This is a genomic window from Rhodococcus sp. BH5, from assembly GCF_027583855.1.
Taxonomy (GTDB): domain Bacteria; phylum Actinomycetota; class Actinomycetes; order Mycobacteriales; family Mycobacteriaceae; genus Rhodococcus_F; species Rhodococcus_F qingshengii.
In genome coordinates, this window is record NZ_JAJHVW010000005.1 from 469432 (window position 1) to 493548 (window position 24117).

General features: G+C 61.6%; 20 protein-coding genes. 13 read left to right on the forward strand and 7 right to left on the reverse strand.

Annotated features, from left to right (window positions below; translation table 11 throughout):
• Positions 1-6 precede the first annotated feature (6 nt).
• Together RhoBH5_RS16245 and hisF are read left to right on the forward strand one after the other, a co-directional pair.
• Positions 7-840, forward strand: a complete 834-nt coding sequence (locus tag RhoBH5_RS16245) for an inositol monophosphatase family protein (protein WP_003942414.1) — start codon at positions 7-9, stop codon at positions 838-840.
• Positions 837-1610 carry an imidazole glycerol phosphate synthase subunit HisF gene (gene hisF / locus RhoBH5_RS16250; protein WP_003942380.1) on the forward strand — a complete coding sequence of 258 codons (774 nt, stop codon included), beginning with the start codon at positions 837-839 and terminating at the stop codon, positions 1608-1610. Before RhoBH5_RS16245 ends, hisF begins: the two co-directional genes overlap by 4 nt.
• Here the strand turns inward: hisF and RhoBH5_RS16255 are convergent.
• The gene (locus tag RhoBH5_RS16255) at positions 1607-2224 is read right to left on the reverse strand and encodes a TetR/AcrR family transcriptional regulator (protein ID WP_030537064.1); all 618 of its coding nucleotides are present in this window, start codon (positions 2222-2224) and stop codon (positions 1607-1609) included. The two genes, hisF and RhoBH5_RS16255, sit on opposite strands and share 4 nt — an antisense overlap.
• Positions 2225-2328: 104 nt before the next feature.
• On the opposite strand from RhoBH5_RS16255, the gene RhoBH5_RS16260 reads away from it, so the two are divergent.
• A complete protein-coding gene (locus tag RhoBH5_RS16260) occupies positions 2329-3810 on the forward strand; it encodes a flavin-containing monooxygenase (RefSeq protein WP_270008517.1) in 1482 nt (493 codons plus the stop codon).
• Positions 3811-3831: 21 nt separating this feature from the next.
• On the opposite strand, the gene RhoBH5_RS16265 is transcribed toward RhoBH5_RS16260, so the two are convergent.
• On the reverse strand, positions 3832-4353 hold the full coding sequence (locus tag RhoBH5_RS16265; RefSeq protein WP_270008518.1) for a universal stress protein: 522 nt from the start codon (positions 4351-4353) through the stop codon (positions 3832-3834).
• Positions 4354-4453: 100 nt separating this feature from the next.
• Between RhoBH5_RS16265 and hisI the strand changes: the two genes are divergently transcribed.
• From hisI to RhoBH5_RS16285, 4 genes are all read left to right on the forward strand, one after another.
• Positions 4454-4801 (forward strand): phosphoribosyl-AMP cyclohydrolase, encoded by a 348-nt coding sequence (gene hisI / locus RhoBH5_RS16270; RefSeq protein ID WP_003942390.1) that lies wholly within the window; start codon positions 4454-4456, stop codon positions 4799-4801.
• Between the two features lie 6 nt (positions 4802-4807).
• Positions 4808-5101 carry a DUF1905 domain-containing protein gene (locus RhoBH5_RS16275; RefSeq protein WP_042449548.1) on the forward strand — a complete coding sequence of 98 codons (294 nt, stop codon included), beginning with the start codon at positions 4808-4810 and terminating at the stop codon, positions 5099-5101.
• A gap of 26 nt (positions 5102-5127) precedes the next feature.
• A complete protein-coding gene (locus RhoBH5_RS16280) occupies positions 5128-5754 on the forward strand; it encodes an SRPBCC family protein (RefSeq protein WP_270008519.1) in 627 nt (208 codons plus the stop codon).
• Between the two features lie 73 nt (positions 5755-5827).
• Positions 5828-6214 carry a DUF2784 domain-containing protein gene (locus RhoBH5_RS16285; protein WP_003942402.1) on the forward strand — a complete coding sequence of 129 codons (387 nt, stop codon included), beginning with the start codon at positions 5828-5830 and terminating at the stop codon, positions 6212-6214.
• 60 nt (positions 6215-6274) lie between these two features.
• Here the strand turns inward: RhoBH5_RS16285 and RhoBH5_RS16290 are convergent, their stop codons facing one another.
• Positions 6275-6700: a nitroreductase/quinone reductase family protein gene (locus tag RhoBH5_RS16290; RefSeq protein WP_029255500.1), complete on the reverse strand. Its 426-nt coding sequence runs from the start codon at positions 6698-6700 to the stop codon at positions 6275-6277.
• Between the two features lie 109 nt (positions 6701-6809).
• On the opposite strand from RhoBH5_RS16290, the gene RhoBH5_RS16295 reads away from it, so the two are divergent.
• Together RhoBH5_RS16295 and RhoBH5_RS16300 are read left to right on the forward strand one after the other, a co-directional pair.
• Entirely contained in the window at positions 6810-7232 is a 423-nt protein-coding gene (locus tag RhoBH5_RS16295) for an ArsR/SmtB family transcription factor (protein ID WP_003942406.1), read from the forward strand.
• On the forward strand, positions 7229-8242 hold the full coding sequence (locus tag RhoBH5_RS16300) for a cation diffusion facilitator family transporter (RefSeq protein ID WP_270008520.1): 1014 nt from the start codon (positions 7229-7231) through the stop codon (positions 8240-8242). The genes RhoBH5_RS16295 and RhoBH5_RS16300 overlap by 4 nt, the downstream gene beginning before the upstream one ends.
• Before the next feature lie 34 nt (positions 8243-8276).
• Here the strand turns inward: RhoBH5_RS16300 and RhoBH5_RS16305 are convergent, their stop codons facing one another.
• Complete coding sequence (locus RhoBH5_RS16305) at positions 8277-8888, reverse strand: hypothetical protein (protein WP_007732226.1); 612 nt, start codon at positions 8886-8888, stop codon at positions 8277-8279.
• Between the two features lie 317 nt (positions 8889-9205).
• Here RhoBH5_RS16305 and RhoBH5_RS16310 point away from each other — a divergent pair, with 317 nt between their 5' ends.
• Both RhoBH5_RS16310 and RhoBH5_RS16315 read left to right on the forward strand, forming a co-directional pair.
• Positions 9206-12310 (forward strand): multicopper oxidase family protein, encoded by a 3105-nt coding sequence (locus RhoBH5_RS16310; RefSeq protein WP_270008533.1) that lies wholly within the window; start codon positions 9206-9208, stop codon positions 12308-12310.
• Positions 12311-12427: 117 nt separating this feature from the next.
• Entirely contained in the window at positions 12428-13666 is a 1239-nt protein-coding gene (locus tag RhoBH5_RS16315) for an HNH endonuclease signature motif containing protein (protein ID WP_270008521.1), read from the forward strand.
• 85 nt (positions 13667-13751) lie between these two features.
• On the opposite strand, the gene RhoBH5_RS16320 is transcribed toward RhoBH5_RS16315, so the two are convergent.
• From RhoBH5_RS16320 to RhoBH5_RS16330, 3 genes are read right to left on the reverse strand one after another with little or no spacing between them, the layout of a single operon-like run.
• Positions 13752-14723, reverse strand: a complete 972-nt coding sequence (locus RhoBH5_RS16320) for an antibiotic biosynthesis monooxygenase (protein WP_270008522.1) — start codon at positions 14721-14723, stop codon at positions 13752-13754.
• Positions 14720-17413 (reverse strand): molybdopterin-dependent oxidoreductase, encoded by a 2694-nt coding sequence (locus tag RhoBH5_RS16325; RefSeq protein ID WP_270008523.1) that lies wholly within the window; start codon positions 17411-17413, stop codon positions 14720-14722. The genes RhoBH5_RS16320 and RhoBH5_RS16325 overlap by 4 nt, the downstream gene beginning before the upstream one ends.
• Entirely contained in the window at positions 17410-18234 is an 825-nt protein-coding gene (locus RhoBH5_RS16330; protein ID WP_047272223.1) for an FAD binding domain-containing protein, read from the reverse strand. Before RhoBH5_RS16330 ends, RhoBH5_RS16325 begins: the two co-directional genes overlap by 4 nt.
• A 260-nt stretch (positions 18235-18494) precedes the next feature.
• On the opposite strand from RhoBH5_RS16330, the gene RhoBH5_RS16335 reads away from it, so the two are divergent.
• Both RhoBH5_RS16335 and RhoBH5_RS16340 read left to right on the forward strand, forming a co-directional pair.
• The gene (locus RhoBH5_RS16335) at positions 18495-23867 is read left to right on the forward strand and encodes a non-ribosomal peptide synthetase (protein ID WP_270008524.1); all 5373 of its coding nucleotides are present in this window, start codon (positions 18495-18497) and stop codon (positions 23865-23867) included.
• Positions 23812-24117, forward strand: a 306-nt coding sequence (locus RhoBH5_RS16340; RefSeq protein ID WP_270008525.1) for an AMP-binding protein, incomplete at its 3' end; no start/stop codon positions are given. The genes RhoBH5_RS16335 and RhoBH5_RS16340, both read left to right, overlap by 56 nt.

Below are 24117 nucleotides of genomic sequence, written 5' to 3' on the forward strand. Positions count from 1 at the left end.
TTCCAGATGACTCCGACGCGTGACCTCGACGAACTTCTCGCGATTGCGGGTCGGCTTCTCGACGGCGTCCACGATCAGTTCGTCTCCGGTGTCGGCGCCCCGAGTGCGGTCCGCAAGGGCTGGGGTGATTTTGCCACCGAGGTCGATCTTGCGCTCGAGAAGCGGTTGACCGCGGAGTTGTTCGAGCAGACCGGCATCGAGGTGCACGGCGAGGAATTCGGTGGTCCCGACGTCGGTTCCGGGCTCGTCTGGGTTCTCGACCCCGTTGACGGTACTTTCAACTACTCGGCCGGATTGCCCACTGCCGGAACGCTGTTGGCGCTTCTCGACGACGGTGTCCCGGTGCTCGGATTGACTTGGCTTCCATTGATCGGTCACACGTACGCGACTCGCGCCGGCGGTCCGTTGTTGGTCAATGGAATCGCCGTACCGCCGCTGGAGCCAACCGATCTGGCGTCGTCGATCGTCGGCTTGGGTGCGCTCAACGTCAATAGTCGAGGGCGGATCCCCGGCAGTTTCCGTCTCGACCTCCTCGCCGAGATCAGCAAGGTGTCCTCGCGGATCCGGATACACGGTTCCACCGGAGTCGATCTGGCCTTCACCGCGGCCGGCATCCTGGGCGGTGCGATCGTCTACGGCCGCAACGCGTGGGACAACGCGGCCGGGGTCGCGCTCGTTCGCGGTGCGGGCGGGGTGGTCACCGACCTGGCCGGCCGCCCGTGGACCGTAGAATCGGAGTCGGTGCTCGCTGCCGCTCCGGGCATCCACGGTGAGATTCTCGATATCCTCAACGCGCTCGGTGATCCGCGCGCTTCGTCCTCAGGAGGACCACAGTCATGACCCTCGCAGTTCGTGTGATTCCGTGCCTCGACGTCGACGCCGGGCGAGTGGTCAAGGGTGTCAATTTCGAGAATCTTCGCGACGCCGGAGATCCGGTGGAACTCGCGGCAGCGTACGACGCTCAGGGCGCCGACGAACTGACCTTCCTGGACGTGACCGCCTCCACGTCGGATCGCGGCACGATGCTCGACGTCGTAAGTCGCACTGCCGAGCAGGTTTTCATTCCTCTGACCGTCGGCGGTGGAGTGCGCACGGTCGCGGATGTCGATCGTCTGCTGCGTGCCGGTGCCGACAAGGTCAGCGTCAACACCGCGGCGATTGCGCGCCCGGAACTGCTGAAGGAACTGAGTGAGCGTTTCGGCTCGCAGTGCATCGTCCTCTCGGTCGATGCCCGCACCGTTCCCCAGGGGCAGCCGGACACACCGTCGGGGTGGGAGGTCACGACGCACGGGGGCAAGCGCGGCACCGGGATCGACGCTGTCGAGTGGGCCGAGCGTGGTGCAGAGTTGGGAGTGGGGGAGATCCTGCTCAACTCGATGGATGCCGACGGCACCAAAGCGGGCTTCGACCTTCTGATGATCCGCGCTGTCCGGGCGGCAGTCCACGTACCGGTGATCGCCAGTGGCGGTGCCGGCCTGGTCGAGCACTTTGCCCCTGCAGTCGAAGCGGGCGCAGACGCAGTTCTCGCAGCAAGTGTCTTCCACTTCGGCGATCTGAGCATCCCGGAGGTCAAGGATGCGATGCGTGCCGAGGGAATCGTCGTTCGCTAGGCGTTCTCGGCGCGGATTCCGTCGAACATGAGGCGGCTGATGGCTTGGTTCAACGCCGTGCAGTCGACGGACGAACCGGCTCGCAATCCTTGAATCGCACTTGCCAGCATCATGCCGTTGACGGCGTGGGCAGTGTTGTCGACATCGAGGTCGGCGCGTAGATAGCCGCATTCGACTCCGTGGTGCAGGTACGCCGCGGTCAACGATGCCGACTGGTCGAGTAGATCGAGCATCCGGCCCGTCAGATCGGCGTCGACGCCCGTCGTCTCGAACAGCAGAACCCGCGGGATGCGGGGGTCGTCGAAGAAGATGCGGGGGAGCGCCTCGGCGATCCGTCCCACTTGGGCGCGGTACTCGTCCAGTGTGCTGGCGGCGTCGGGAGCATTCTCGGTGGCCAGTGCGCTGATGATCTTTGCGACGAGGTCGTCGATGACGTGATCGATGATGTCGCGCTTGTTCTCGAAGTACCGGTAGAAGGTCCCGTGGCCGATTCCGAGAGTTGTTGCGATGTCGGCAATTCCGGTTGCGTGATAGCCGCGCTGGGCGAAGCACTCGAATGATGCGTCGATGATCTCGCGGCGCAATTCCGCCTTTTTTCGTTCCGCTCTGGTCATGGCCTTCGTCACATCAGGAATGATACCGTTCTCAATAACGGAATGACGTGTCAGTTTCTGATGTGCAGTTTTTCTGATGTGCAGTTCACGAGAGGTATTCTCCGATGGCAGTGCAGTACGACGCAGTAGTAGTGGGGGCGGGCTTCGGCGGAATGGGTGCGGCCATTCAACTCAAGCGGCTGGGCCTGAACAACCTGGCGATCCTCGAGCGCGAGGACGATCTGGGTGGAACCTGGCACGTCAACCGCTATCCCGGTCTGGCTGTCGACATCGCATCGGTCACCTACTCGTATTCGTTCGAGCCCAATCCGAACTGGTCCAGGCTTTTCGCACCGGGCGCGGAACTGAAGAAGTACGCCGATCACGTCGCGGACAAGTACGATCTGCGGAAGCACATGACGTTCGGTGCCGTGGTCAACGGAGCCCGCTGGGACGAGGATTCCTCGCACTGGGTCGTATCCGTCGAAGGCGCGCCGGACATCACTGCCAAGTACCTCCTGACTGCGACGGGTTTCCTCTCGCAACCGCATCGGCCCGACATCTCCGGTATCGGCGACTTCGCCGGCAAGATCATCCACACCACGGCCTGGGACGATTCCTACGACCTGTCCGGCACCAAGACCGCAATCATCGGAACCGGCGCCACCGCTGTGCAGTTGATCCCCGAGGTGGCGCGTCAGGCCGCAGAGTTGACCGTCTACCAGCGCACGCCGATCTGGGTGGTTCCCAAGATCGACGTCCCCATTCCGAATGCAGTGCAGAAGCTGTTCTCGCGTATTCCGCTCACCCAGCGAATCGCGCGCGCTGTCAGTTCGTCGATCCTAGAAATGATCATGGTCAGCGCGGTCCTGCACTACAAGCAGGTCAAACTGTTGAACAAGGGCGCTGCAGCCGCATCACGAGCGTTTCTGCGGTCGCAGGTCCGTGACGCGCATCTCCGCGAGCAACTCACACCGGACTACGACTTCGGGTGCAAGCGACCCACATTCTCGAACAGCTATTTCCGTACCTTCACCAAAGACAACGTGCACCTCGAAACCACGTCGATCGACCACATTGCTGCAGACGGAATCGTCACGGCCGACGGCCGCAAGACCGAGATCGACACCCTGGTGCTGGCAACGGGATTCAACCTCTGGGATGTGAACTTTCCGGCCATCGAGGTTATCGGCCGTGAGGGCCGAAACCTCGGTAAGTGGTGGCGCGACAACCGTTTCCAGGCCTATGAGGGGGTCGCGGTTCCCTACTTCCCCAATTTCCTCACGCTCGCCAGTCCGTACTCGTACAGCGGGTTGTCCTACTTCACGACGATCGAATCCCAGATGCAGCACATGGATCGACTGTTCGGCGAGGTGAAACGGCGCGGCGCGGAAACATTCGAGGTCACCGAAACTGCCAACGCCGAGTTTCTCGACCGGATGACCGAGAACCTGGCGGACTCCGTCTTCTACGGCGGTAGTTGCCAGACTGCACGAAGCTATTACTTCAATCAGCACGGCGAGGCTGCGATTCTGCGGCCCACGTCTACACGGAATGCGTTCGTCGAAGCGAAACGCTTTCCGCTCGAGGACTATTCGATCATCTAGGCGGGCTTGTCCCGCGTTCGGCTATCTTGCCGAGCTGACTCCGGTCGGAACCGATATCACGGGATAACGGTTCTGCCGGTTCAGTCGGGAAGTGACCGAGATGTGCATCAGTCGGCTCACCGCGGAGGCAGCGCCTTTTCGCGGAGATCCGATCACGATGGTAAATGCGTCGTATTTGTCCGCGGTTGCGAGAATGACACCGGCCGGGTCTCCATAGGTGCAGTCGTACGTCCAGGTGTCGGCGTGCGAGGCAAGTGCCGAGGTTGTCTGCTCGCGTTGCGACACCATCTCGTCGTGCAGACGCGTTTCGAATTCTGGTGAGTCGGTTTCGACAGGTAGGTCCTCGGACGTGATGCAGTGAACGACCTGGAGGGCTGAATCCTCCTTGGCGGCAAGCGTCAGTGCGTAGCTGAGTACATTCTTGCTGGTAGCACCTGGGCCGATGCCGAGAACGACGTGGCGGGTTCGGACGCGATCGGTACTCGGGTTCGCGAGATGGCAGATGTACTCCGGGTGCGGACCGTCATGACGTTGATGGTTCATGTCGGATCTTCTTCCACGGTGACAGCGAAGGAACTTCCATTCTAGGGCGGCCGTGCAGGGGAATTCCACGGAAGTCACAGGTGGAAGGTATAAACGTCCTATGAGCCTTGATCCCGCAATCGCGGCGAAGCTGAAGCGAAACGACGCCGGACTGTTCAGCGCGGTTGCGCAGGAGAAGTCGACCGGTGATGTGCTGATGGTCGCGTGGATGGACGACGAAGCGCTCGCGCGAACACTGGAAACCCGTAAGGGGACGTACTATTCGCGCTCGCGGCAGCAGTACTGGGTCAAGGGAGAGACCTCCGGGCACACCCAGTACGTGCACGAGGTGCGCCTCGACTGTGACGGCGATTCCGTCTTGCTGATCGTCGATCAGGAGGGCGCCGCGTGCCACACCGGCACTCACACGTGTTTCGACACCGACGTCCTGCTCGCTGCTGAGCAGTGACGCGAGATGGCCACTGACAAGACTCCACAACCGCTCGATTACTCGTTCACCGCTCCCATCGAGAAAGACGGTGCGTTCGCAACGTTCTTGACCGTGCCCGGCTCGGCGGAACTTCTGGGAACCAGACGCGCTGTGAAGGTGCTCGGAACCCTCGATGGTGAGCATCCCTTCGAGGCGACGCTGATGCCCTCCGGCGACGGACCGCACTGGCTTCCGCTGCGCGTGGCGCTGTGCAAGGCGATCGGCAAGAGCGCCGCTGGAGAAGAGGTAGCGGTACATCTACAGCAGCGCCTGAGCTGAAAGTTTCGCTCGAACCGAGGAGTCTCATGGTCGACAAAGCAGTTGATTCGTTGCAGTTGGTGGCGCGAGAACTGGGCCCGTTCGGCGGAGACGAGGGGAAAACGCGCATGCTGCGCATGTCGCGGACTCTCGCGGCACCAATAGGCACGGTCTGGGCGGCGATCACCGAGTTCGACCGCATTCGCCAATGGTTCATGCCGGTCGCGGGAGAAGCCATGATCGGCGGCCACTATCAGCTCGAGGGCAACGCCGGCGGCGAGATTTTGGCGTGCGAAGCTCCTCGAACTCTTCGCATCACCTGGGAATATGGCGGCGATGTGAGCTATGTGACTGTAAATCTCGCCGAAAAGGGCAGTGGTGCAACGCTGTTCGATTTCAAACATGCCGCGGACGTGGAGCCGGATCGGTGGGCCGAGTACGGTCCAGGTGCCGTCGGCGTCGGGTGGGACATGGGACTGCTCGGGCTGGCTCGACACGTGGAACTGGGGATCGCGACGCCACTCGAGACATCCGAGTGGTCGGCGAGCGACGAGGCCAAGGCATTCATCGCGGGAAGCAGTGAACTGTGGGCCGAAGCTGCGATCGCATCGGGCGACGACCCGGATGCGGCTGCAGCCGCCGCTGCTCGCACGACCGCTGCATACACCGGGTAGATCACCTCTACGAGGACTAACATCGGATTAGTCTGGTTGTTGCGGGACTTCCGCGCCACGAGCGGAGACGACGATGGTGTATCGGCTCATCGAAGTAGTAACGGTGTTCGTTCACTTCGGGTTTGTCCTCTATGTGGTGCTGGGTGGGTTCGTGGCGTGGAAGTGGCGTCGTACCATCGGTTTCCACCTACTTGCAGTCGTCTGGGGAGCCGGTTCGATAGCGGTCGGATATGACTGCCCGCTGACCAATCTCGAGAACTGGGCCCGCCGGATGGCCGGGATCGCGGAGTTGCCGTCCACCGGATTCATCTCGCACTACATCACCGGCGTGTTCTATCCGGCGAGTATCGAAGGCCTTGTACAGGCGCTCGCGGCGACAGTGGTTGTCGGATCCTGGGTCGGATACGTGCTGCTCGGACGGCATGCGAAGGGTGAGGTCAAAGCCTCTTCAGCGACCTGATTCCGTACAAACGATCCCAGCCGTTTCCGAATGGAAACGACTGGGAGGTGCTACCAGGATTTACGCGCGAGTCAGGGCTACCACCGGGATTGTGCGGATCCCAGCGGTCTTCTCCGCGTATTCGGCAAATCCCGGGTATCGACTGGCCTGCTCGTCGTAGATGCGGTCACGCTTCTCGCCGGTTACTTCGCTGACGGAGACCGGGTATGTTTCGGTGCCGATCTCGACCTCTGCCTGGTCGGTGGCAACGAGGTTGTAGTACCAGTCGGGATTGGTCGGGGCACCGGCCTTGGATGCAAAAACGTAGATGGTCTTCGGATCCTGCTCGTCTGCCAGATACATCATGGGACTCACGAAATCGCGTCCGGATTTGCGTCCTGTGTGGTGGACCAACACCATGGGCGCACCTTCGAAGGGGCCACCTACCTTGCCCTCGTTCTCCCGAAATTCCGCAATGATTCCTGCGTTCCAATCGTCGGTACTCATTGTTGTCTCCCGGTCTGCGAGTGGCGAAGGGCTCTGCCGCCAAGCTTTGCACAACTGGTGAATCGACGAGAGGTCATCTTCGGCGTCCAGCATGATCTACTATCTACGTATGAACGCAGATAGTGGTGTTTGTCGCCGCAAGCTTCCCGATGATCAAGTCGACCTCGTCGTCGAGGTGTTCCGCATGCTGGCCGACGCAACCCGTGTGCAGGTCTTGTGGGCATTGGTCGACCGCGAGTGCTCGGTGAACGAACTGGCGGAACGCGTCGGCAAGCCGGCGCCCTCGGTGTCGCAGCACCTGGCGAAATTGCGCATGGCAAGGTTGGTACGAACCCGCCGCGATGGTACGACGGTGTTCTATCGCCTGGAGAACGACCATGTGCGCCAACTGGTTACGGACGCGGTCTTCAATGCGGAGCATGCCGGACCCGGATTGCCGGGGCATCACCGTAGTGAAGGTGAGCTTCGGGAGATACACCCGGAGCGCTCGGCGAACGTCGATCGGACCGATCAAGAAGAAGGTGCGTCGTGACGCACGAACCCAAGACGTCCCACGGCCACGGCCACCCCCATGGCCACGGGCCGAAGGGATTTCGATCGGCAGTCCGCGAAGTGTTCTCGCCGCACAGTCACGACGCTGCCGACAGTGTCGACGACGCATTGGAATCGAGCGCAATCGGCATCCGGGCGGTCAAGATCAGTCTTGTCGCGCTCGGAGTCACCGCAGTTGCTCAGGTTGCGATCGTGGCGATCTCGGGTTCGGTGGCGCTGCTGGCGGACACCATTCACAACTTCTCCGACGCGCTCACTGCAGTCCCACTCTGGATTGCCTTCGCGCTCGGTCGGCGCGCTGCGACCAGGCGCTATACCTATGGTTTCGGGCGTGCGGAGGATTTGGCCGGACTATTCGTGCTCGCCATGATCGCACTGTCGGCAGTGATCGCCGGTGTCGAGGCGGTGAGGCGATTGATCAACCCGGTCGAGATCGAGCACCTCGGTTGGGTAGCGGCGGCAGGTTTGATCGGTTTCATCGGAAACGAATTGGTGGCGTTGTATCGGATCAGGATCGGCAGGCAAATCGGTTCAGCGGCCCTGGTGGCCGATGGATTGCATGCTCGGACCGACGGATTCACTTCGCTCGCAGTCCTTCTGGGGGCGGGGGGAGTTGCGCTGGGTTTCCCGTTGGCAGACCCGATCATCGGCCTTGTCATCACCGTTGCCATCGTGGCGGTGCTCAGGACTGCAGCGCGAGACGTCTTCCGGAGGTTGATGGACGGCGTCGAACCTGAGTTGGTGGACGACGCAGAGCATGCATTGATGCACGAACCTGGAGTCCTCGGCGTTCGTGATCTGAAGATGCGGTGGATCGGACACCGACTGCATGCCGATGCAGAACTCGACATCGATCCCCGGGCAACACTTGCCGAAGCTCATGCGATTGCACACAGCGCCGAGCATTCGCTCACTCACGCGGTGCCCAAACTCGCTACTGCCTTGGTGCATGCGTACCCGGCGCATGACGCGGCCAACTCCGAAGTCTGATACCGGCCGCCTTCCCGGTGATCTGTGCTTGATGTCAAGCGCAGGCGGCTTCCCAGGCGAAACCGTCTGGGTCTGTGAAGGTTTCAGACGTGCCGGCAACGGTCAGACGGTGTGATCCGGTGCCTTCCGGAGCAACCCCGGCATCCTTTGCCAAAGCGCGGCGACCATACAGTGCGAGTGTCACATTGTTTGCTGCACTGGTGAATTCGACGTACTTGCGACCGAAGCTCTTGGACACCTCGAGTCCGCGGTCGAGGTAGAACTGCTTGCTGGCCTTGACGTCTTCGGCGCCGAGCAGCAGCACGAGGCTGTCGATCGTGCGGGTGGCCGGCCCGTCGTTCTTCTTCGACGACGTGGCGATCTTCCAGATCGAACCGTCTGGAGCCTGGACGACTCCGCCGTATCCCCAGAGGGATTTCTTCACAGGCTTCAAGGCGGTGGCACCGGCTGCGAGTGCTGCGCCGACGAAGGCGTCGACGATGTTCGGTTGGGAGACGACGAGCGAAAGGGTGTACCCACGAAACCCTGTTGTCGGTTCGTTCGATTCGCGTAGCTGGATTCGATCTCCGACGCCGAGAGCGTTGTAGAAGGCTTCGGCTGCCGCGAGGTCGGGAACGTCGAGTATCACGGATTTCGCGGTGGTCATCTGGGCGCTCCCTGCTGATGTGTGGATTGGCGACGTGTGGTCGGAAGTGGACTTCTGTGGTGTGTTCATGTGTTTCAACGTAATTGCGGGTCCCGTGGCTGTGCTTCTCGATTTCTGATCGGTTTGCTGAGACTGCTTGCAAGGTGCAGCACTCACGCAGGCCTTAGGTGGGCGATTTGTCGTGAATATCCTGTTCAGCCGATGTTTTCTCGATAGGCTGGTGAGCGCTGATCGGACGTACCTCACGCCACCATGGAACGGGGAAACCAGTGATCGCACTGCGAGGAAAGTCGTTAGCCGCAGCAGTAGTGGTGTCCATGACGATGGCGTTGGCCGCGTGTACCTCCGGTGAATCGGCGCCCGAGGTGGGCGGCAATTACGGCTCTGGCGGAACCGCCGTCGACTATCGGGAGCCGGTGAAACTGAGTAGCCGAGATGGTGTTCTCGAGGTGCGCTTGTCCGCTCATCAGGGAGTGATTCCGCTCGATACCGCTTCGGCGCCCGTTTCGAATTTTCTGCTCTTCGGGTACGAGGTCATCCGCGGTACGGCGTCGGACGGATCGACCTCGGCGAGTGACGTCTATCCGGCGCCGACTCTCCGCGTCAATCCCGGAGAGCGATTGATCATTCATTACGACAACGATTTGCAGGATCTCACGATCCAGGACTTCTACGATCCGGCATTCACACCGGCGGGCGGGGACGTGCCGATCTATCCGCCGGCGCTGACGTCGGCTCCGCTGAATCTGCACACGCACGGAGTGCACGTGAGTCCGGACGGCAATGCGGACAACGTGTTGCTCAACATTCCAGCCGGCCAGGGAAACGTGTACGACTACGCGATTCCGGGGACGATGCCGAACGGTCTGTACTGGTATCACAGTCACCGGCACACCCTCACCGCCCAGCAGACGTACATGGGCCTGGCCGGGCTACTGGAAATCGGCCGGCCGGACGGCAATCTGCCTGTCGTGAAGGCAAACGACGTTCCGATTCGCGATATGGCACTGCAGTACAACTTCGTATTCGACCGAAAAGGAAAGGGCCGACAGCTCAACGACGCGAACTGGCCCCAATTCGTCAGTACGTTGACGCCACCCGCCGGTACGGAACTAGCCGACGGGACGTACCGTCCGAGCCTTGCTCCGGTGAATTTCTCGGACACCACCGAGGGCGCGCAGTATTTCACCAACTGGTATACCGGACCGTTGTCCCCGGCCAATCATCGTGGACAGAATCAATTCGTTCCAGGCAATCTGCAGAGCTTCGTGGGTGAATCGACGACTGTACCGGCCGATCCTTTACTGCCGGACAACCAACGCGATGTGCAGTACACCGTGAACGGTCAGTTCCAGCCGTCGCTGAAACTGAAGCCGGGGCAGACCGAGATCTGGGTGCTTGCCAACATCAGCGACTTTGCCTACATGCCGGTCACGTTGACGGAAACCGCAACCGGCGCCCATCCGAAGTTCGCCATCGTAGGGCAGGACGGGAACCCGTTCGACGAGGTCAGGCCACCCGTGGACGGGGACGGAACCAGGCTGGTGATTCCGCCGGCCTCGCGATACGCAATCGCAGTGACGATGCCGGAGTCCGGCGATCTGGTGCTGGAGATGCCACCGCTCGAAGGTGCGAAGCCGGTGAGCAATCCAGGCATTCTCTACACCAACAACGGTACCGACAATCCGCCCGCCGAACTCGGAACCGTCACCGTCGACCCGTCGGTGATCAGTTACGCGGACGGATTCTTCACGTTCCCGACTCAGCAGTTGATCCGTGCGACGCCAGACGAGGGTGAAGGAAAGACGACTCCCTTCGAGTTCGGACAGAAGCTCGATACCTACACCTCGTTCGTGGATACCGCAGCGATGACGCCCGACGTGACCCGCAATCTCACAGTGTCCGGTGGGTTCGGAAACGAGAAGGCCAGCAACAGCGATCCGAAGGCCTTCACCTACGAATTCGCCGACAACACGTTCCCCAACATTCCGCTGATTCAACCGCGACTGAATTCCGTTGAGGAATGGAAGATCACGAACCTCAACAACGACGAACACCCGATGCATATTCACGTCAACGACTTCCAGGTAACGGAAGTTGTGGATCCCGTCGCAGGTACCACGACGGGCGTTCAGCCCTGGGGAATCGACAACGTGAACGTGCCGGCGCCGGTGACGGACGAGAACGAGAATGCGCTGGAACCAGCATCGGTGACGTTGCGGACGAAGTTCACCGAGTACACCGGAACCTTTGTGATTCACTGCCACCGACTCAATCACGAGGACAACGGTTTGATGGCGACTGTCAACGTGATTCCCGAGGTATCGACATATGCCGTCGCGATACCTGGTTCGGCCGGCGTGCCCGCCAAGGTGCAGATATTCGATGCCAACGGCGACAAACTGATCACTGCTGTGACGCCCTTCCCGTCGTTCGAAGGCACCCCGAGTGTTGCGATGGCGGACGTGAACGGAGACATGGTGCTTGATCTGGTCGCTGGAACAGGTGCAGGCTCGGCTCCGGAAGTGGTGGCGTACAACGCAGTCGGCGGCGTGCCGTTCACCGACGAGTTGGCAAGATTCGCCCCCTTCGATGTGGGTTTTCGTGGCGGAGTGAACATCGGCGGCGTCGATATCGACGGAAACGCACTGGCGGACAACATCATCGTTGCCTCGGGCCCGGGGATGGAGTCGCAGGTCAAGATTTACTCCACCGACCTTCCGGCGGACAAGAAGTCCGCACCCGCAGAATTCGGTTCGTTCTCGCCGTACCCGGGATCGAGTAGCGGAGTCACGTTCGCAACCGGAATGGTTGACAGTCACTCCGGTCGAGCGAGCATCGTGACCGCACCGGGTGCGGGCGAGGAGCCGTTGATCAAGACGTTCCGCTACGACCTGTACGAACCGACGGCGGTTGCGCAGGGCGACTCCGATGAACACGCAGGTCATACGGCTGGTCCGTCAACGACATCACAGTTCTTGGCATTCGATCAGGGCTACCGCGACGGGGTGTCTCTGTCGACGGGTTGGGTGGCCGGCGCCGAGGGCGGCGCAAAGTCGATAGTGGCAGGCATGCTCGGAGGAGAAGGATCAATCCGCGTCTTCTCGAGTGGATCCAGGCTCGACGGTGCACCCGAGATGTACCTCGAGAGTCCAGATCACCATTCGACGGACGTGGCATTTCGGGAGGTTGCAGCTTTCGACCCGTTCACCGCTCCAGGGTCGGGTGTGGGAGTGGCCACGACGAGCACGACTACCGGCGCGGATCTCCTCGTCAGCGGCAGCAACGGAACGGGTGCCGAAGTTCGGAAATTCACTCTCGGTCGTGCCGATCCGTCTGCGACCACATTGACACCGACGCTTGTGGGAACGCTGCCGCCCTATCCCGTCGGCGGGGGAGTTCTGCCGCTCGGCGGCCGATGATCCGGTTTTGAGAGTTACTGAAAGTAGTTTCATATCAACGTGTCTCGAGCCTTCCTGTTCTCGAAGTTGTCCGTTTTGTCTCTGGTTATCGAAAGTTTGTTCGATTAAACTTTCGGTATGGACAGTCGGGATGCGTGGCAGCTGGATGGCGAGGGCCTCAAGGGGGAGGTTCTGGATCTGGTGCGTGTCCGGCACGAGTTGCAGTCGCGGTTGGTGTTGCTGATCGTGGAGATGTTTTCCCGTGAGGTTCTCGGCGGGAAGGGTTTTCGGGCGATCGCGCAGTGGTTGCATGGTTCGACGAATTTGGAGATCGGTGAGTGCAGTCTGCTGGTCGGGTTGGCGCGGTTGTTGATGCTCGAACCTGTTGTCGCGGATGCGTTTCATCGCGGTGACGTGGATGCGTTGAAGGCGCGGCAGGTGGCGTCGTTTTGTCAGCATCCGCCGAAGAACATGACCCTGGCGGATGTGGACAAGGCTCGCGGGATTTTGTTGTCGTTGGCGTCGAAGAACATTGCGGATTGCGATGCGGTGCGGGCGGCGATTCGGCGGATCGAGAAGCAGTACGGCAAGCGCGAGGACGGCGTCCCGGTCGGCGAGGATTCCGAACGTAACGAGTTCTACGCCTCGAAAGGCTTGTACGGGCGGGTCACTGTGAAGGGTGATCTGGATGCGATCAACGGGGCCCGGTTGATCACGTTGTTGTCGAGTCTGTCGGCTCCGACGCCGGAGAAGGACGGCGTGAAGGACACGCGTACTCCGGCATTACGGCGTGCGGACGGGTTTTGCGAGTTGTTGCGCCGGTACGAGCGGGCGGGGTTGGGCCCGATCGAAGGCGGAGTGAAACCGCACATCACGGTCACCGCGTCCGCGAAAGACATGACCGACCTTAAAGTTCTGAAAGACCTGTTGCCGTCCACCGAGGAGCTGGGATTTGCGTGGACGGATTGGGTGGGCCCGATCAGCATCGACACCGCCCGGATGTTGGCGTGCGACTGCACCGTCACCCGGATCCTCCCGGATGAGAATGGTGTTCCGCTCGACTGCGGTAAGGAAGCGAGAACGGCGACGGTTCCGCAGCGGCGGGCGTTGGCGGTGCGTGATGGTGGGTGTGCGTTTCCGGGGTGCGGGACACCGTCGGGGTGGTGCGATGCTCATCATATTGTTGACTGGAACGATGGTGGCCCAACAGATCTCGACAATCTGATCTTGTTGTGCGGTCATCACCACCGGACGATGCACCACACCGAATGGCGTGTCGAGATCGGCCCGGATCGGAAAACGGTGTTCTATCCACCCATGTCGATCGACCCGTATCAACAGCCGATCGGCGGGAACAGCCCACCAACGGCCGCCTGAACGGCCAAAACTGAAAATGCCAGCGTATGCACCGGGGAAGAATCATGCCCCGTTACATGCGCTGGCATTTCGTATTCCGGAGAGTTCAGGGCAGCGACCAGAACTGAGTAGTCACGAGGTAGAAGACGACAACCCAGAACAACGTCACAGCGGCGACGATTGCCACCCCTTGTGCGTTGGTTTTTGCGACAGGAATCCCCGGAGGTGGACGCAGCCAACGGTGCAGGAGCCGATTCACGTAGTACGGCATCGTGAAGAAACTCATGATGAAGCTCGACAACAGGTTGCCGATCAACAATCCGAGCCAGAGTGGCAGCTTCAGCGGTGACAGCGCCAAAGTAAGCAAGACGACAGTCGGGTAGAGACCGACCCAGACCGCGATCGAGGTTTTTGTCTCCGAAGGTGGAGGGGCCTCGTTTCCGATCTCGTCGAAGGCAAACCAACTGCCGAACGAATTGTCCACGGTTCGCAGTTCGAAGTCGTGAAACTTGCGGCCCTCGGCGAGGAGTTGTTGTCGCTCAGGGGAAGTCAGCCACGTATCGAGGTGGGCAGCATTGTCGAAGCGATACAGCAGGGTCCATTCATCCTGCACACCGTCGACGGGGCGAAACAGTTCGGTGCCGCGGAATCCGTCGAAAGCACTCTCCACCTCCCGAAGGCGATCCTGCCAGGCAAGGAACTCGTCGATGCTGTCGTCACCGACTCGGTGCGTCACTACGACGGTCAGCAGTGGGTCCGGAGGCCTGATCCCACCGCTCACTACCTGCTGCGTGGCCGGGCCGTCGAAGTACTGACGCCCGCTGTCGAGGTAGTTCTGCCTCGTCGCGCTGTTGATCCACGCTTGAACATGAGCGATGGAGTCGAAGCGGTACACGATCACCCAATCGGGTTGGGTGGGCGTCGGAGCCGCGATTTCTGCCCCGAGGAAGCCCGCGTAATCTGCGGCGGCTCGGTTGAGATCTTTCTGCCAGACCTCGAATTCTTTCTCCAGTCCGGCACGCACCCGCTGGCCGATGATGACCGTCGCGGCGCTGTCCGCCGACGTGTTCGCGGTCATCGGTTCAGGCCTGAGTAGATGCGTTCCGGGGTGAGCGGTAGTGACCGGAATCGTGACCCGGTTGCATCCTGCAGTGCGTTCGCCAATGCAGGGGCAACCGGATTGATGCAGCACTCCGCCATGCCCTTGGAGCGGAGTGGGCCGACGGAGTCTGATGACTCGACGAGGATCACCTCCGTGCGTGGGATATCTGCATATGTCGGGATCCGGTAGTTACGTAGATTCGGGTTCATCATCGCGCCGTTTGCGTCTACGTGGAAGTTCTCGGTGAGTGCGAAGCCGATGCCCTGGGCGACGCCACCTTCGATCTGTCCCCGCACCTGCGCCGGATTGATGATCACCCCAGCGTCGGTGGCTTGGACGCTGTAGAGAATGCGGATCTCGCCGGTGATGCGATGGACGGCAATCCGGAAGCCATGAGTGTTGGACACCACGCTGCGCGGAGATCCGTATGCCTTCCGCGCCTCGGTGAATCGGATCCCGCGCGGGCGTGCGGCCTCGAGTATCTCTTGCAGTGTTAGTCGAGTACTACCGCAGACGATCTTGTCGTCGTCCATCGAGCACTGGTCAATCGACACGCCGGTGTGGTGCGCGGCGAAGGCAAGTAGGCGATCGCGGAGCGCATTCGACGCGCGAAGTACCGCGTTCCCAGCGACAAACAGGCCGGCGCTGGCGAAAGCGCCTGTGTCGAAACCGGTTCGGTCGGTGTCCGACTGAATGATTCGTACACGTGACGGTGTTGTGCCCAGCTGATTCGCGGCGATCTGCACGTGGGCGGTAGAAGTACCCTCACCGAATTCGACTGTGCCGATAGCAAGTTCGTATACACAGTCTTCGCCGAGGGTGAGCCAAGCCTCGGAAATGTGCTCGGTGGGTGGCGCGGTCTCATGTAGTGAACTGGCGGTACCGGTGCCGATCAGCCAATCGTCTCCGAGCGAGGGAACCGGTTGGCGCTTCAACGCGGCGTCGATCAGATCGATGCATTGCCCCAGTCCGTCTTCGGTGAAGATCACGTCGTCTGGGCCGTCTTCGAGTGCGATCAGCGAATCGCCCGGTCGGACGATATTGCGTCGACGCAGTTCGAGCGGATCCATGTTCAGCGCGATGGCCAATTCGGTCATGGCCGATTCCACGGCAAAGGCCGGTTGCGTCATCCCGTACCCACGTAGAGCGCCGCTCGGAACATTGTTGGTGTACACGGAATACGCATCGAACTTCTTGTTGGCGCAGCGGTAGAGCGAGACCGCCGCGCCGCCGGCAAAGAGTGTCTCTCCACCGTGGTTTCCGTACGCACCGGTGTTCGAGATGTTTCGGTACTGAAAGGCTGTGAGGGTTCCGTCCGACTTGGCACCGAGCTTGATCGTGAGCTTCATCGGATGACGCGGCGACGCGGTGGTGAACTCTTCTTCTCGGGTGAACTCGAGGCAGACGGGACGACCGGTGTCGAGGGTGGCGAGCGCCACCAGATCCTCGCTGATCACTTCCTGTTTTCCTCCGAACCCGCCGCCCACGCGTTTGCAGAACACGCGTAGCTGATCCGGGCGGAGGTCGAAGAGATGGGCGAGTTTGACCTTGGCGATGGAGGGGGACTGCGAACTTGTGCGAACGTGGAGGCGTCCGTCTTCCATCCAGGAGATCGAACCGTGCGTCTCGAGGTGCGCATGCTGAACCCGCGGCGAGAAGTAGGTGCCTTCGTGGATGACGTCGGCCTCGGCGAACCCGGCCTCGACGTCGCCCACATGACCGTGAAGTTCGAGCAGGATGTTGTGCTCGGGATCCCGAACAAAGGGATCGTCGGATCCGTGCAGGGCTGGGGCGCCGTCGGCCATGGCCTCTTCCGGATCGAACACCGAAGGCAGGATCTCGTAATCGACCTTCACCTTCCGACGGCCTTCTTCCGCAGCGACGACGGAGTCGGCGAGGACGGCCACTACACGCTGACCCACGAACCGCACGACGTTGTCGAGAATGTAGGTGTCGTCCGGATCGACAAGGTGGTCGGTATGTATTGCCGTGGTGAAGAGCTTGCGCGGCACGTCTTTCCAGGTGTAGACGCGATGGACACCGGGGACGGCGAGCGCCTCGGTGGTGTCGATGGTGGTGATGCGTGCATGTGCGTGCGGCGAGTGCAGCACTTTCAGGTGCAGCATGCCGTCGATGGCGGTGTCCATAGTGTATTCGGCTCGGCCGGTCACCACGTCGGTGGCCGCCGGCGCCCCGACGCTGGTTCCGACGGCCTGTCCCGGGAGGGCAACTTCGATAGCACCGACACCGTTGACCGCGTCTTCGATGGATCGGTAACCGGTGCAGCGGCACAGGTTTCCCTTGAGCGCTCGCGGCAAGTCTTCTTTCTGCGCGTCGGTGAGCGCCGCCGAGGTCATGATCATCCCGGCGGTGCAGAACCCACACTGAAAGCCGGGTGCATCCCGGAACTGCTGCTGAATCGGATGGAGATCTTCGGGCGTGCCGAGTCCCTCGATCGTGGTTACCGCGCGACCGTCGGCGCGAAAGGCGGGCGTGATGCAGCTGTGTATCGGTGTTCCGTCGAGCCACACTGTGCACGCCCCGCAGTCCCCGCCGTCGCACCCCTTCTTCACCCCGTGGTGTCCGAGGTGCCGAAGAAACGTCCGGAGACACTGTCCCGGGAACGGCTCCTCGTGGAACTGCCGGTCGTTCACCGTGTAGCTCATGACTGGCTCCCCGTGAGTTCGTTTCGGAGATCGTCGGCGTAGTGGCGGGCGAGGTGGAGGCGGTGGTCTGGGGTTCCGTTGGGATCGTCGAACCAAATGTCGGCCGAAATGGAGTCGACGGCTCGTCGCAGAGAGTGCTCGTCCGGCATGGTGTCGAACGTCAGCCGGATCGGATGGGTGGTGCCGGCGGTGATGGTGAGGTGAAAGTCGTCGGCGCCAGGAGTCTGCGTCGCGATCATGAAGATCGTCGAACGGCCGAGGTGCGTGAGACTGAAGCGGCGGTGGGCGTGCCGTTTGGTGAGTGCGTGCACCGGGAACTCGATGCTCCGAAGGACTTCGCCCGGCTCCAGGACATTCTGGTGGTCACCGGTCACGAAGTCGCACGCGTCGACGGTCCTCACTGTTCCGTCGGTAGCCCATAGTGTGAACGAAGCCTCGAGTGCAACTGCCAGGGTGATCATCGGTCCGGCCGGAAGCGACATACAGATGTTGCCGCCTACGGTGGCCGAATTCCACACCTTGAAAGACGAGAGGAAGTACTCGCAGCTGACGCGAATAAGTGGACTCGCACGCCAATTATCCGGCGGGACAAACGCATACAGTTCGGCAACGGTGCACGTAGCTCCGACACCGAAATGAGTCGGGCCGACCTCCAGTGGTGTCCAACCGAGCGCGGTGAGGTCGACCAGTCGACGCGTGTCGGGTTGTTCTGCTGAGAACAGCCACGTTCCTCCCGCGAGCCAGGCGTCGCCGGGACGCCACACGTCCCCTGGGCGATCCGGTGGTCGGCGTATCACGTCGGTAATGGTGGTGATGTCCATGCGCCTGCTCCCCTCGGGGGATGTGTCTTCTCGGAGTGGGACATTACCGAGGTGACGAGACGCATTCACACTTTTAGTACATATCGGGCACGCGAAACATGAGCGATACGTACGTGACATCGACTGGTGGGGCGGTGCATGCGCTTGCCGATTCTGGGTACGACTGCTTGAGAGGCGCGATCAGCCTCTTGCTTTCGCGCTGTTGATTCGGACGCGGCTACGCACTCGGCGGCCGCGGAGATCATGCGGGGCGGGGCGCTGTGAAACCCTTCGAGGTAAGTCGGACCGACCCTTCTGATGAGACGCTCTTTCCGCTCTCGGCCGCCCAACGGGCAACCTGGTTCGCTCAGCAATTCGATCCCGAAGTCCCGATTCTGATAGCGCACTACGTGGAGCTGCGCGGCGAACTCGACGTCGAACTGCTGGATCGCGAAACGCGAGCGGTGGCATACGAGTTTCAATCTCCTTTGCTCAAAGTTATCGAGATCGACGGTCAACCGATGCAGTACGTGGATGAGAAGGCCGAAATCTCGGTCGGTTTGGTCGACCTCCGTGGGTCCCCCGATCCGATCGAGGATGCCCTCGGGTGGATGCGCCGAGATTGCCGGACACAGCTCGACCTGGCAGTCGACGGAATCGTCGCGACCGCTGTGCTGCGCGTGGGTGACGCGCACTATCTGTGGTACAGCCGCATCCATCATGTTGCGCTCGACGGTTTCGGTGCCATGACCATGATGAACCGCATTGCGCATCGGTACTCGGCCTCGGCGGCGAGAAAGGACTCGCAGCCGAGTCGTGCCGCGACGCTGCGCACGCTGTACGACATCGACGAGCGGTACAGAATGTCGGATCGATTCGCCGCCGACCGGGAGTACTGGGCTGAGCGCAATACCACCCTCGCCGGATCCAGCCTGGCGGAGGCTTCTGGGCCCGCGCAAACCGAGAGCCGACTCGAAAGCACACTGATGTCGGACCGAAGTTGTGCACTTCTCTACGAATCCGAGAACCACGCTGCCCCGGTCATCGCTGCGCTCGCGTTGTACCTCGCGCGGATGACGGCGAAAGAGACTGTCCAGATTCATGTTCCGATGTCCGGACGGACTACGGCGGTGCTGCGGGACTCGGGCGGCATGATGGTGAACGTCACGCCACTGCTCATCCGTGTCGCAGCGGTCGACACCGTCGGTGAACTCTTCGCCCAGGTCCAGCATGAGCTCATGGGTGCATTGCGACACCAGCGCTGCAGCCTCGACGACATCCGTCGGGACGCCGGCGTGACGAGCGGTCTGGAAGGCGAAGACTCATATGCCGGGCCCATGGTCAACGTCATGCTGTTTCGCCAGGAGGTGCAGTTGGGCGAGGTGGTTGGGGAGTATCACATCGTCACCTCCGGGCCGGTGGACGACCTTCTGGTCAACGTGTATCCGAGCGGCGACAGGCTGCGTGTCGACTTCCGGGCAAACCCGATCCGATACGAGGAGGCGGGTTTACGCGAGCACCACCGGAACTTTGTCGGCTTGCTGGAAGAGTTGATCGCGTCTGATTCCGGTGCCGAACTCGCAGACATTCACGGCCCGACGGCCCGAGAGGGCGAGCGACGACAACGCGAAGTCCGGCACATCGAGTATTGGAGACATGAGCTCGCCGGGGCGCCCGAACTTTTGCAACTTCCCTTCGATCGACCCAGGCCTGCAACGCAATCGCTGGACAGTGCACAGGTTGAGGTCCTGATCGCCGCCGACACCCACGCGCGGATCACGGCGATGGCGAGTGATCTCGGGACGGACACTCGTGCGGTCTTACATGCGAGCTTTGCTCTCCTGGTGAGCCGGTTGTCCGGTGCTTCGGATGTTGTGATCGGTACGCCCGCGGGATCCGACGCGAACATCGTCGCCATCCGGAGTCGCATCGATCTGGAGACGCCGTTCACGGCGCTCCTGTACAGCGTCGTCGAGGTCCACAGTAATGCGCGGGCGCACAGCGAGATACGGCTCGAGCAGTTGGTTCAGCCATTGCACGTGGAGGATGTACCCGCCTATGCGCCGGTTGTACAGGTGACGTTCGAGTCCGTCGCCAGCGCTGACGAGCACCCTCCCGACCTCGGCCGCTTCGATCTCGGAGTGTCTGCAGTCGAACTGTTCGACGAGGTGGGTACGCCGTCCGGAATCACGGTGACGCTCGCGTTTGCCACCGACCTGTTCGACGCCGAGACGGTACGTGGCCTCGGTTTGCGGTTCGCGCGCGTCCTGGAATCCGTCACCACAGATCCGACAATGATGGTCGGCGACATCGACATCTTGTCCGACGTCGAGCGATCCGCGATGCAGCCTGTACGCAGTGACCCGCGCGCTTCGCATCGCACCCTGGCCGATTTGTTCGACGGTGCGGCGCGCACACACCCCGACGGCGTGGCCCTGTCGTATCTCGATGCCGAGTTGACGTATCGAGAACTCGACGAGCGTTCGTCGAAGTTGGCCCGAGAATTGATCGACCGCGGCATCGGTCCGGAAAACAGTGTGGCGCTGGGTTTGACGCGTTCGATCGAATCGGTTGTCGCGATGTTGGCCGTGAGCAAAGCCGGCGCGGCATTCGTGCCGGTGGATCCGACCTATCCGGATGAACGTGTTCGCTTCATGCTGACCGATTCCGGCGCCGTACTGGGGCTCACGGTCGTCGCGGAACTTCATCGCTTGCCGGATTCGATTTCCTGGATAGCAATCGACGACGCTGAGTTCCGTGGCCGACTTGCACGGTTGTCCGTGCGCTCCATCTCCGATGTCGATCGGGTGCGCCCGATCCGGCCCGACAATCCCGCATACGTGATCTACACGTCCGGGTCCACCGGACTCCCCAAGGGGGTGACGGTCTCGCATCGTGGACTGGAAGCGCTTGCTGCCGAACAGCGTTCGCGGTTCGGTGCGACCCAGGATGCGCGAACGTTGCACTTCTCGACCCCGAGTTTCGACGCCTCGGTTTTCGAGTATCTTCTGGCTTTCGGTGCCGGAGCGACCATGGTGATTGCGCCGAGCACGATCTACGGCGGTGACGAGTTGTCTCGCTTCCTCGAATCCCAGCGTGTCACGCACGGTTTTGTCACTACTGCGGCGCTCGGAACAGCTTCGCCCGAAGGCCTTTCGGGCTTCGGCGACGTGGTGGTCGGTGGTGAGGCCTGCCCGCCGGATCTTGTGCAGCGGTGGGCTCCTGGTCGCCGGCTGTGCAATGCGTACGGGCCGACCGAGACCACCGTCATGTCGAACATCGGCGAGCCGATGGTGTCGTCGGAGAACATCACAGTGGGCGGTCCGCTCCGCGGTTTCGAGGAGATCGTGCTCGATCAGCGGCTGCACCCCGTCCCCGACGGTGTTGTGGGCGAGCTGTACATCTCGGGAGACGCGCTCGCACGCGGCTACCACCGAAAGTATGCGTTGACGGCAGAACGATTCGTGGCAGACCCCTTCGGCCTCCCCGGGCAGCGGATGTATCGAACGGGGGATTTGGTGCGGTGGCGCCGTGGCCGTGGACTCGAGTACGTCGGTCGTAGTGACTTCCAGGTGAAAGTTCGCGGATTTCGTATCGAACTCGGGGAAATCGACAGCGTCGTGCGGTCGTGTCCGCAGGTCGAGACTGCAGTCACCGTGGCGCGTGCGGCTCCCTCCGGGACAGCGATGATCACCACGTACGTCGTGCCTGCCGGCGGAAGTGCGCTCTCGACGGCCGAGCTGACGCGGTACGTCGCGAGCCGTGTTCCGTCGTACATGGTTCCTGCGGCATTTGTTCTACTCGACGAGTTGCCGGTAACTCCGGCGGGAAAGGTCGATCGCGCTGCCTTACCTGCACCTCGGCTCGATGCTCGGTCGGACGACTTTCGACCGCCCGAGGGCGCTGAGGAACTAGTGCTCGCCGAGATTTTTGCCGATGTTCTAGGCGTCGAGACGGTGGGTGCGGGTGACGACTTCTTCGATCTGGGCGGGAACTCACTGATTGCCACGAAGCTGATCGCTCGCGTAAATGCCGCTGAAGAAATCGATTTCGGGGTGCGGACTTTGTTCGAAGCACCGACTATCGAATCATTGGCCCGTCACGTGCGGGATGCGACGTCATCCCGCGTTGATCGCACGCGTTCGAAGCGTCCAATCCTGCAGGCACATTCGTACAGGGACAAGATTCCGGTGTCTGTGGCACAACGACGCCTGTGGTTCGTCAATCAGTTCGACACGTCGTCCCCGGCCTACAACATTCCGATGGTGGTCCGACTGTCAGGTGCCTTGGATGTCGCTGCGATGCAGCGCGCGGTGGGAGATGTTGTCGATCGGCATGAATCGCTCCGTACCGTCTACCCGGCGTCGGTCGACGGCCCACATCAGGTAGTAGTGCCTTCGGAACGCGTGACGTCGAAGATCGCGTGGGAAGTATCCGTGGACGAGGAAGCCTTGGACAGGCGCATCGCCGATCTCGCTCGCGAGGGGTTCGACGTGAGCGCGAACGTGCCCCTGCGCGGCTCCCTTTTTCGGGTCACGCCGGACGATCATGTCCTTGCGCTGGTGGTTCACCATATTTCGGCGGACGGAGCATCCCTCGAGCCGCTGGCCCGCGACCTGACCCGCGCCTACGCGGCGCGGGCTGCGAAACGGGCACCGGACTGGTCGCCTTTGCCTGTGCAGTACGCCGACTACAGCCAATGGCAGATCGAACTGCTCGGCAGTGACGACGATCCGGACACGCTCGAGGCGAAGCAGTTGGACTACTGGACGTCCACCCTGGCCGGTCTACCTGACGTGATCGACCTTCCGCTGGATCGACCGAGACCGGCGGAACGATCCATGCGCGGTGAATCGGTCCGATTCTCGGTGCCCGCAGACGTGCACAGTGAACTCCTCGAACTCGCTCGGAATCACAACACGACACCGTTCATGGTGATGCACGCAGTGCTGACGGTTCTGTTGGCACGGCTGAGCGCCTCGCCGGACATAGCGATCGGGACTCCGGTAGGAGGGCGCGCCGAGCAAGTCCTCGACGATCTGGTCGGGATGTTCGTCAACACAGTCGTCCTGCGAATCACCGTTGACACCGCCGCGACTTTCGAGGAGATCCTTTCACGAACTCGCGAAGTCGATCTGGCAGCGTTCGGACAAGCCGAGGTGCCGTTCGAGCGAGTCGTCGATGCAGTTGCGCCGGAGCGTTCGTCATCTCGCTCACCGCTCTTCCAGGTTCTGTTGGAATTCCAGAACACCGCAGATCCCCACCTCGAACTACCCGGACTGGGTGTCGATGTTGTTCCAGTCGACGTCGGTGTCGCCAAATTCGACTTGCAACTGTCGCTCTCCGAGCAGCGTGGCAAAGACGGCGTCCCCATGGGTTTCGATGCCGCCTTCACCTATGCCTCCGATATCTTCGAGCGCACCACAGTCGCCGAGTTCGGCGAGCGTTTCGTCCGCCTCCTCCGGTCGGTCGTGTCGGATCCAACAGTGCCAGTAGGGGATACGGAAATTTTGGGCGCGCCCGAGCGTGGGTTGGTGGTGGGTGGTTGGGATGGTGTGGGGGTTGTGGTGGGGGGTTTGACGTTGGTGGATGTGTTGGATGGGCGGTTTGCTGGTGTGGGTGGTGGGGGGTGGGGTGGTGTTGTCGTGGGGTGAGTTCGATGTTCGGGTGAATCGTTTTGCGCGGTTTTTGATTTCGTTGGGGGTGGGTCCGGAGTCGCGGGTGTGTGTGGCGTTGTCGCGGTCGGTGGAGTTGTTGGTGGCGGTGTTTGCGGTGGTGCGGGCTGGTGGGGTGTTTGTTCCGGTGGATGTGGGTGCGCCGGTGGAGCGGGTGGGGTTTGTGGTGGGTGTGGTGGAGCCGGTGGTGGTGTTGTCGCGGGTTGGTGATGGTGGGTGTTTGCCGGTG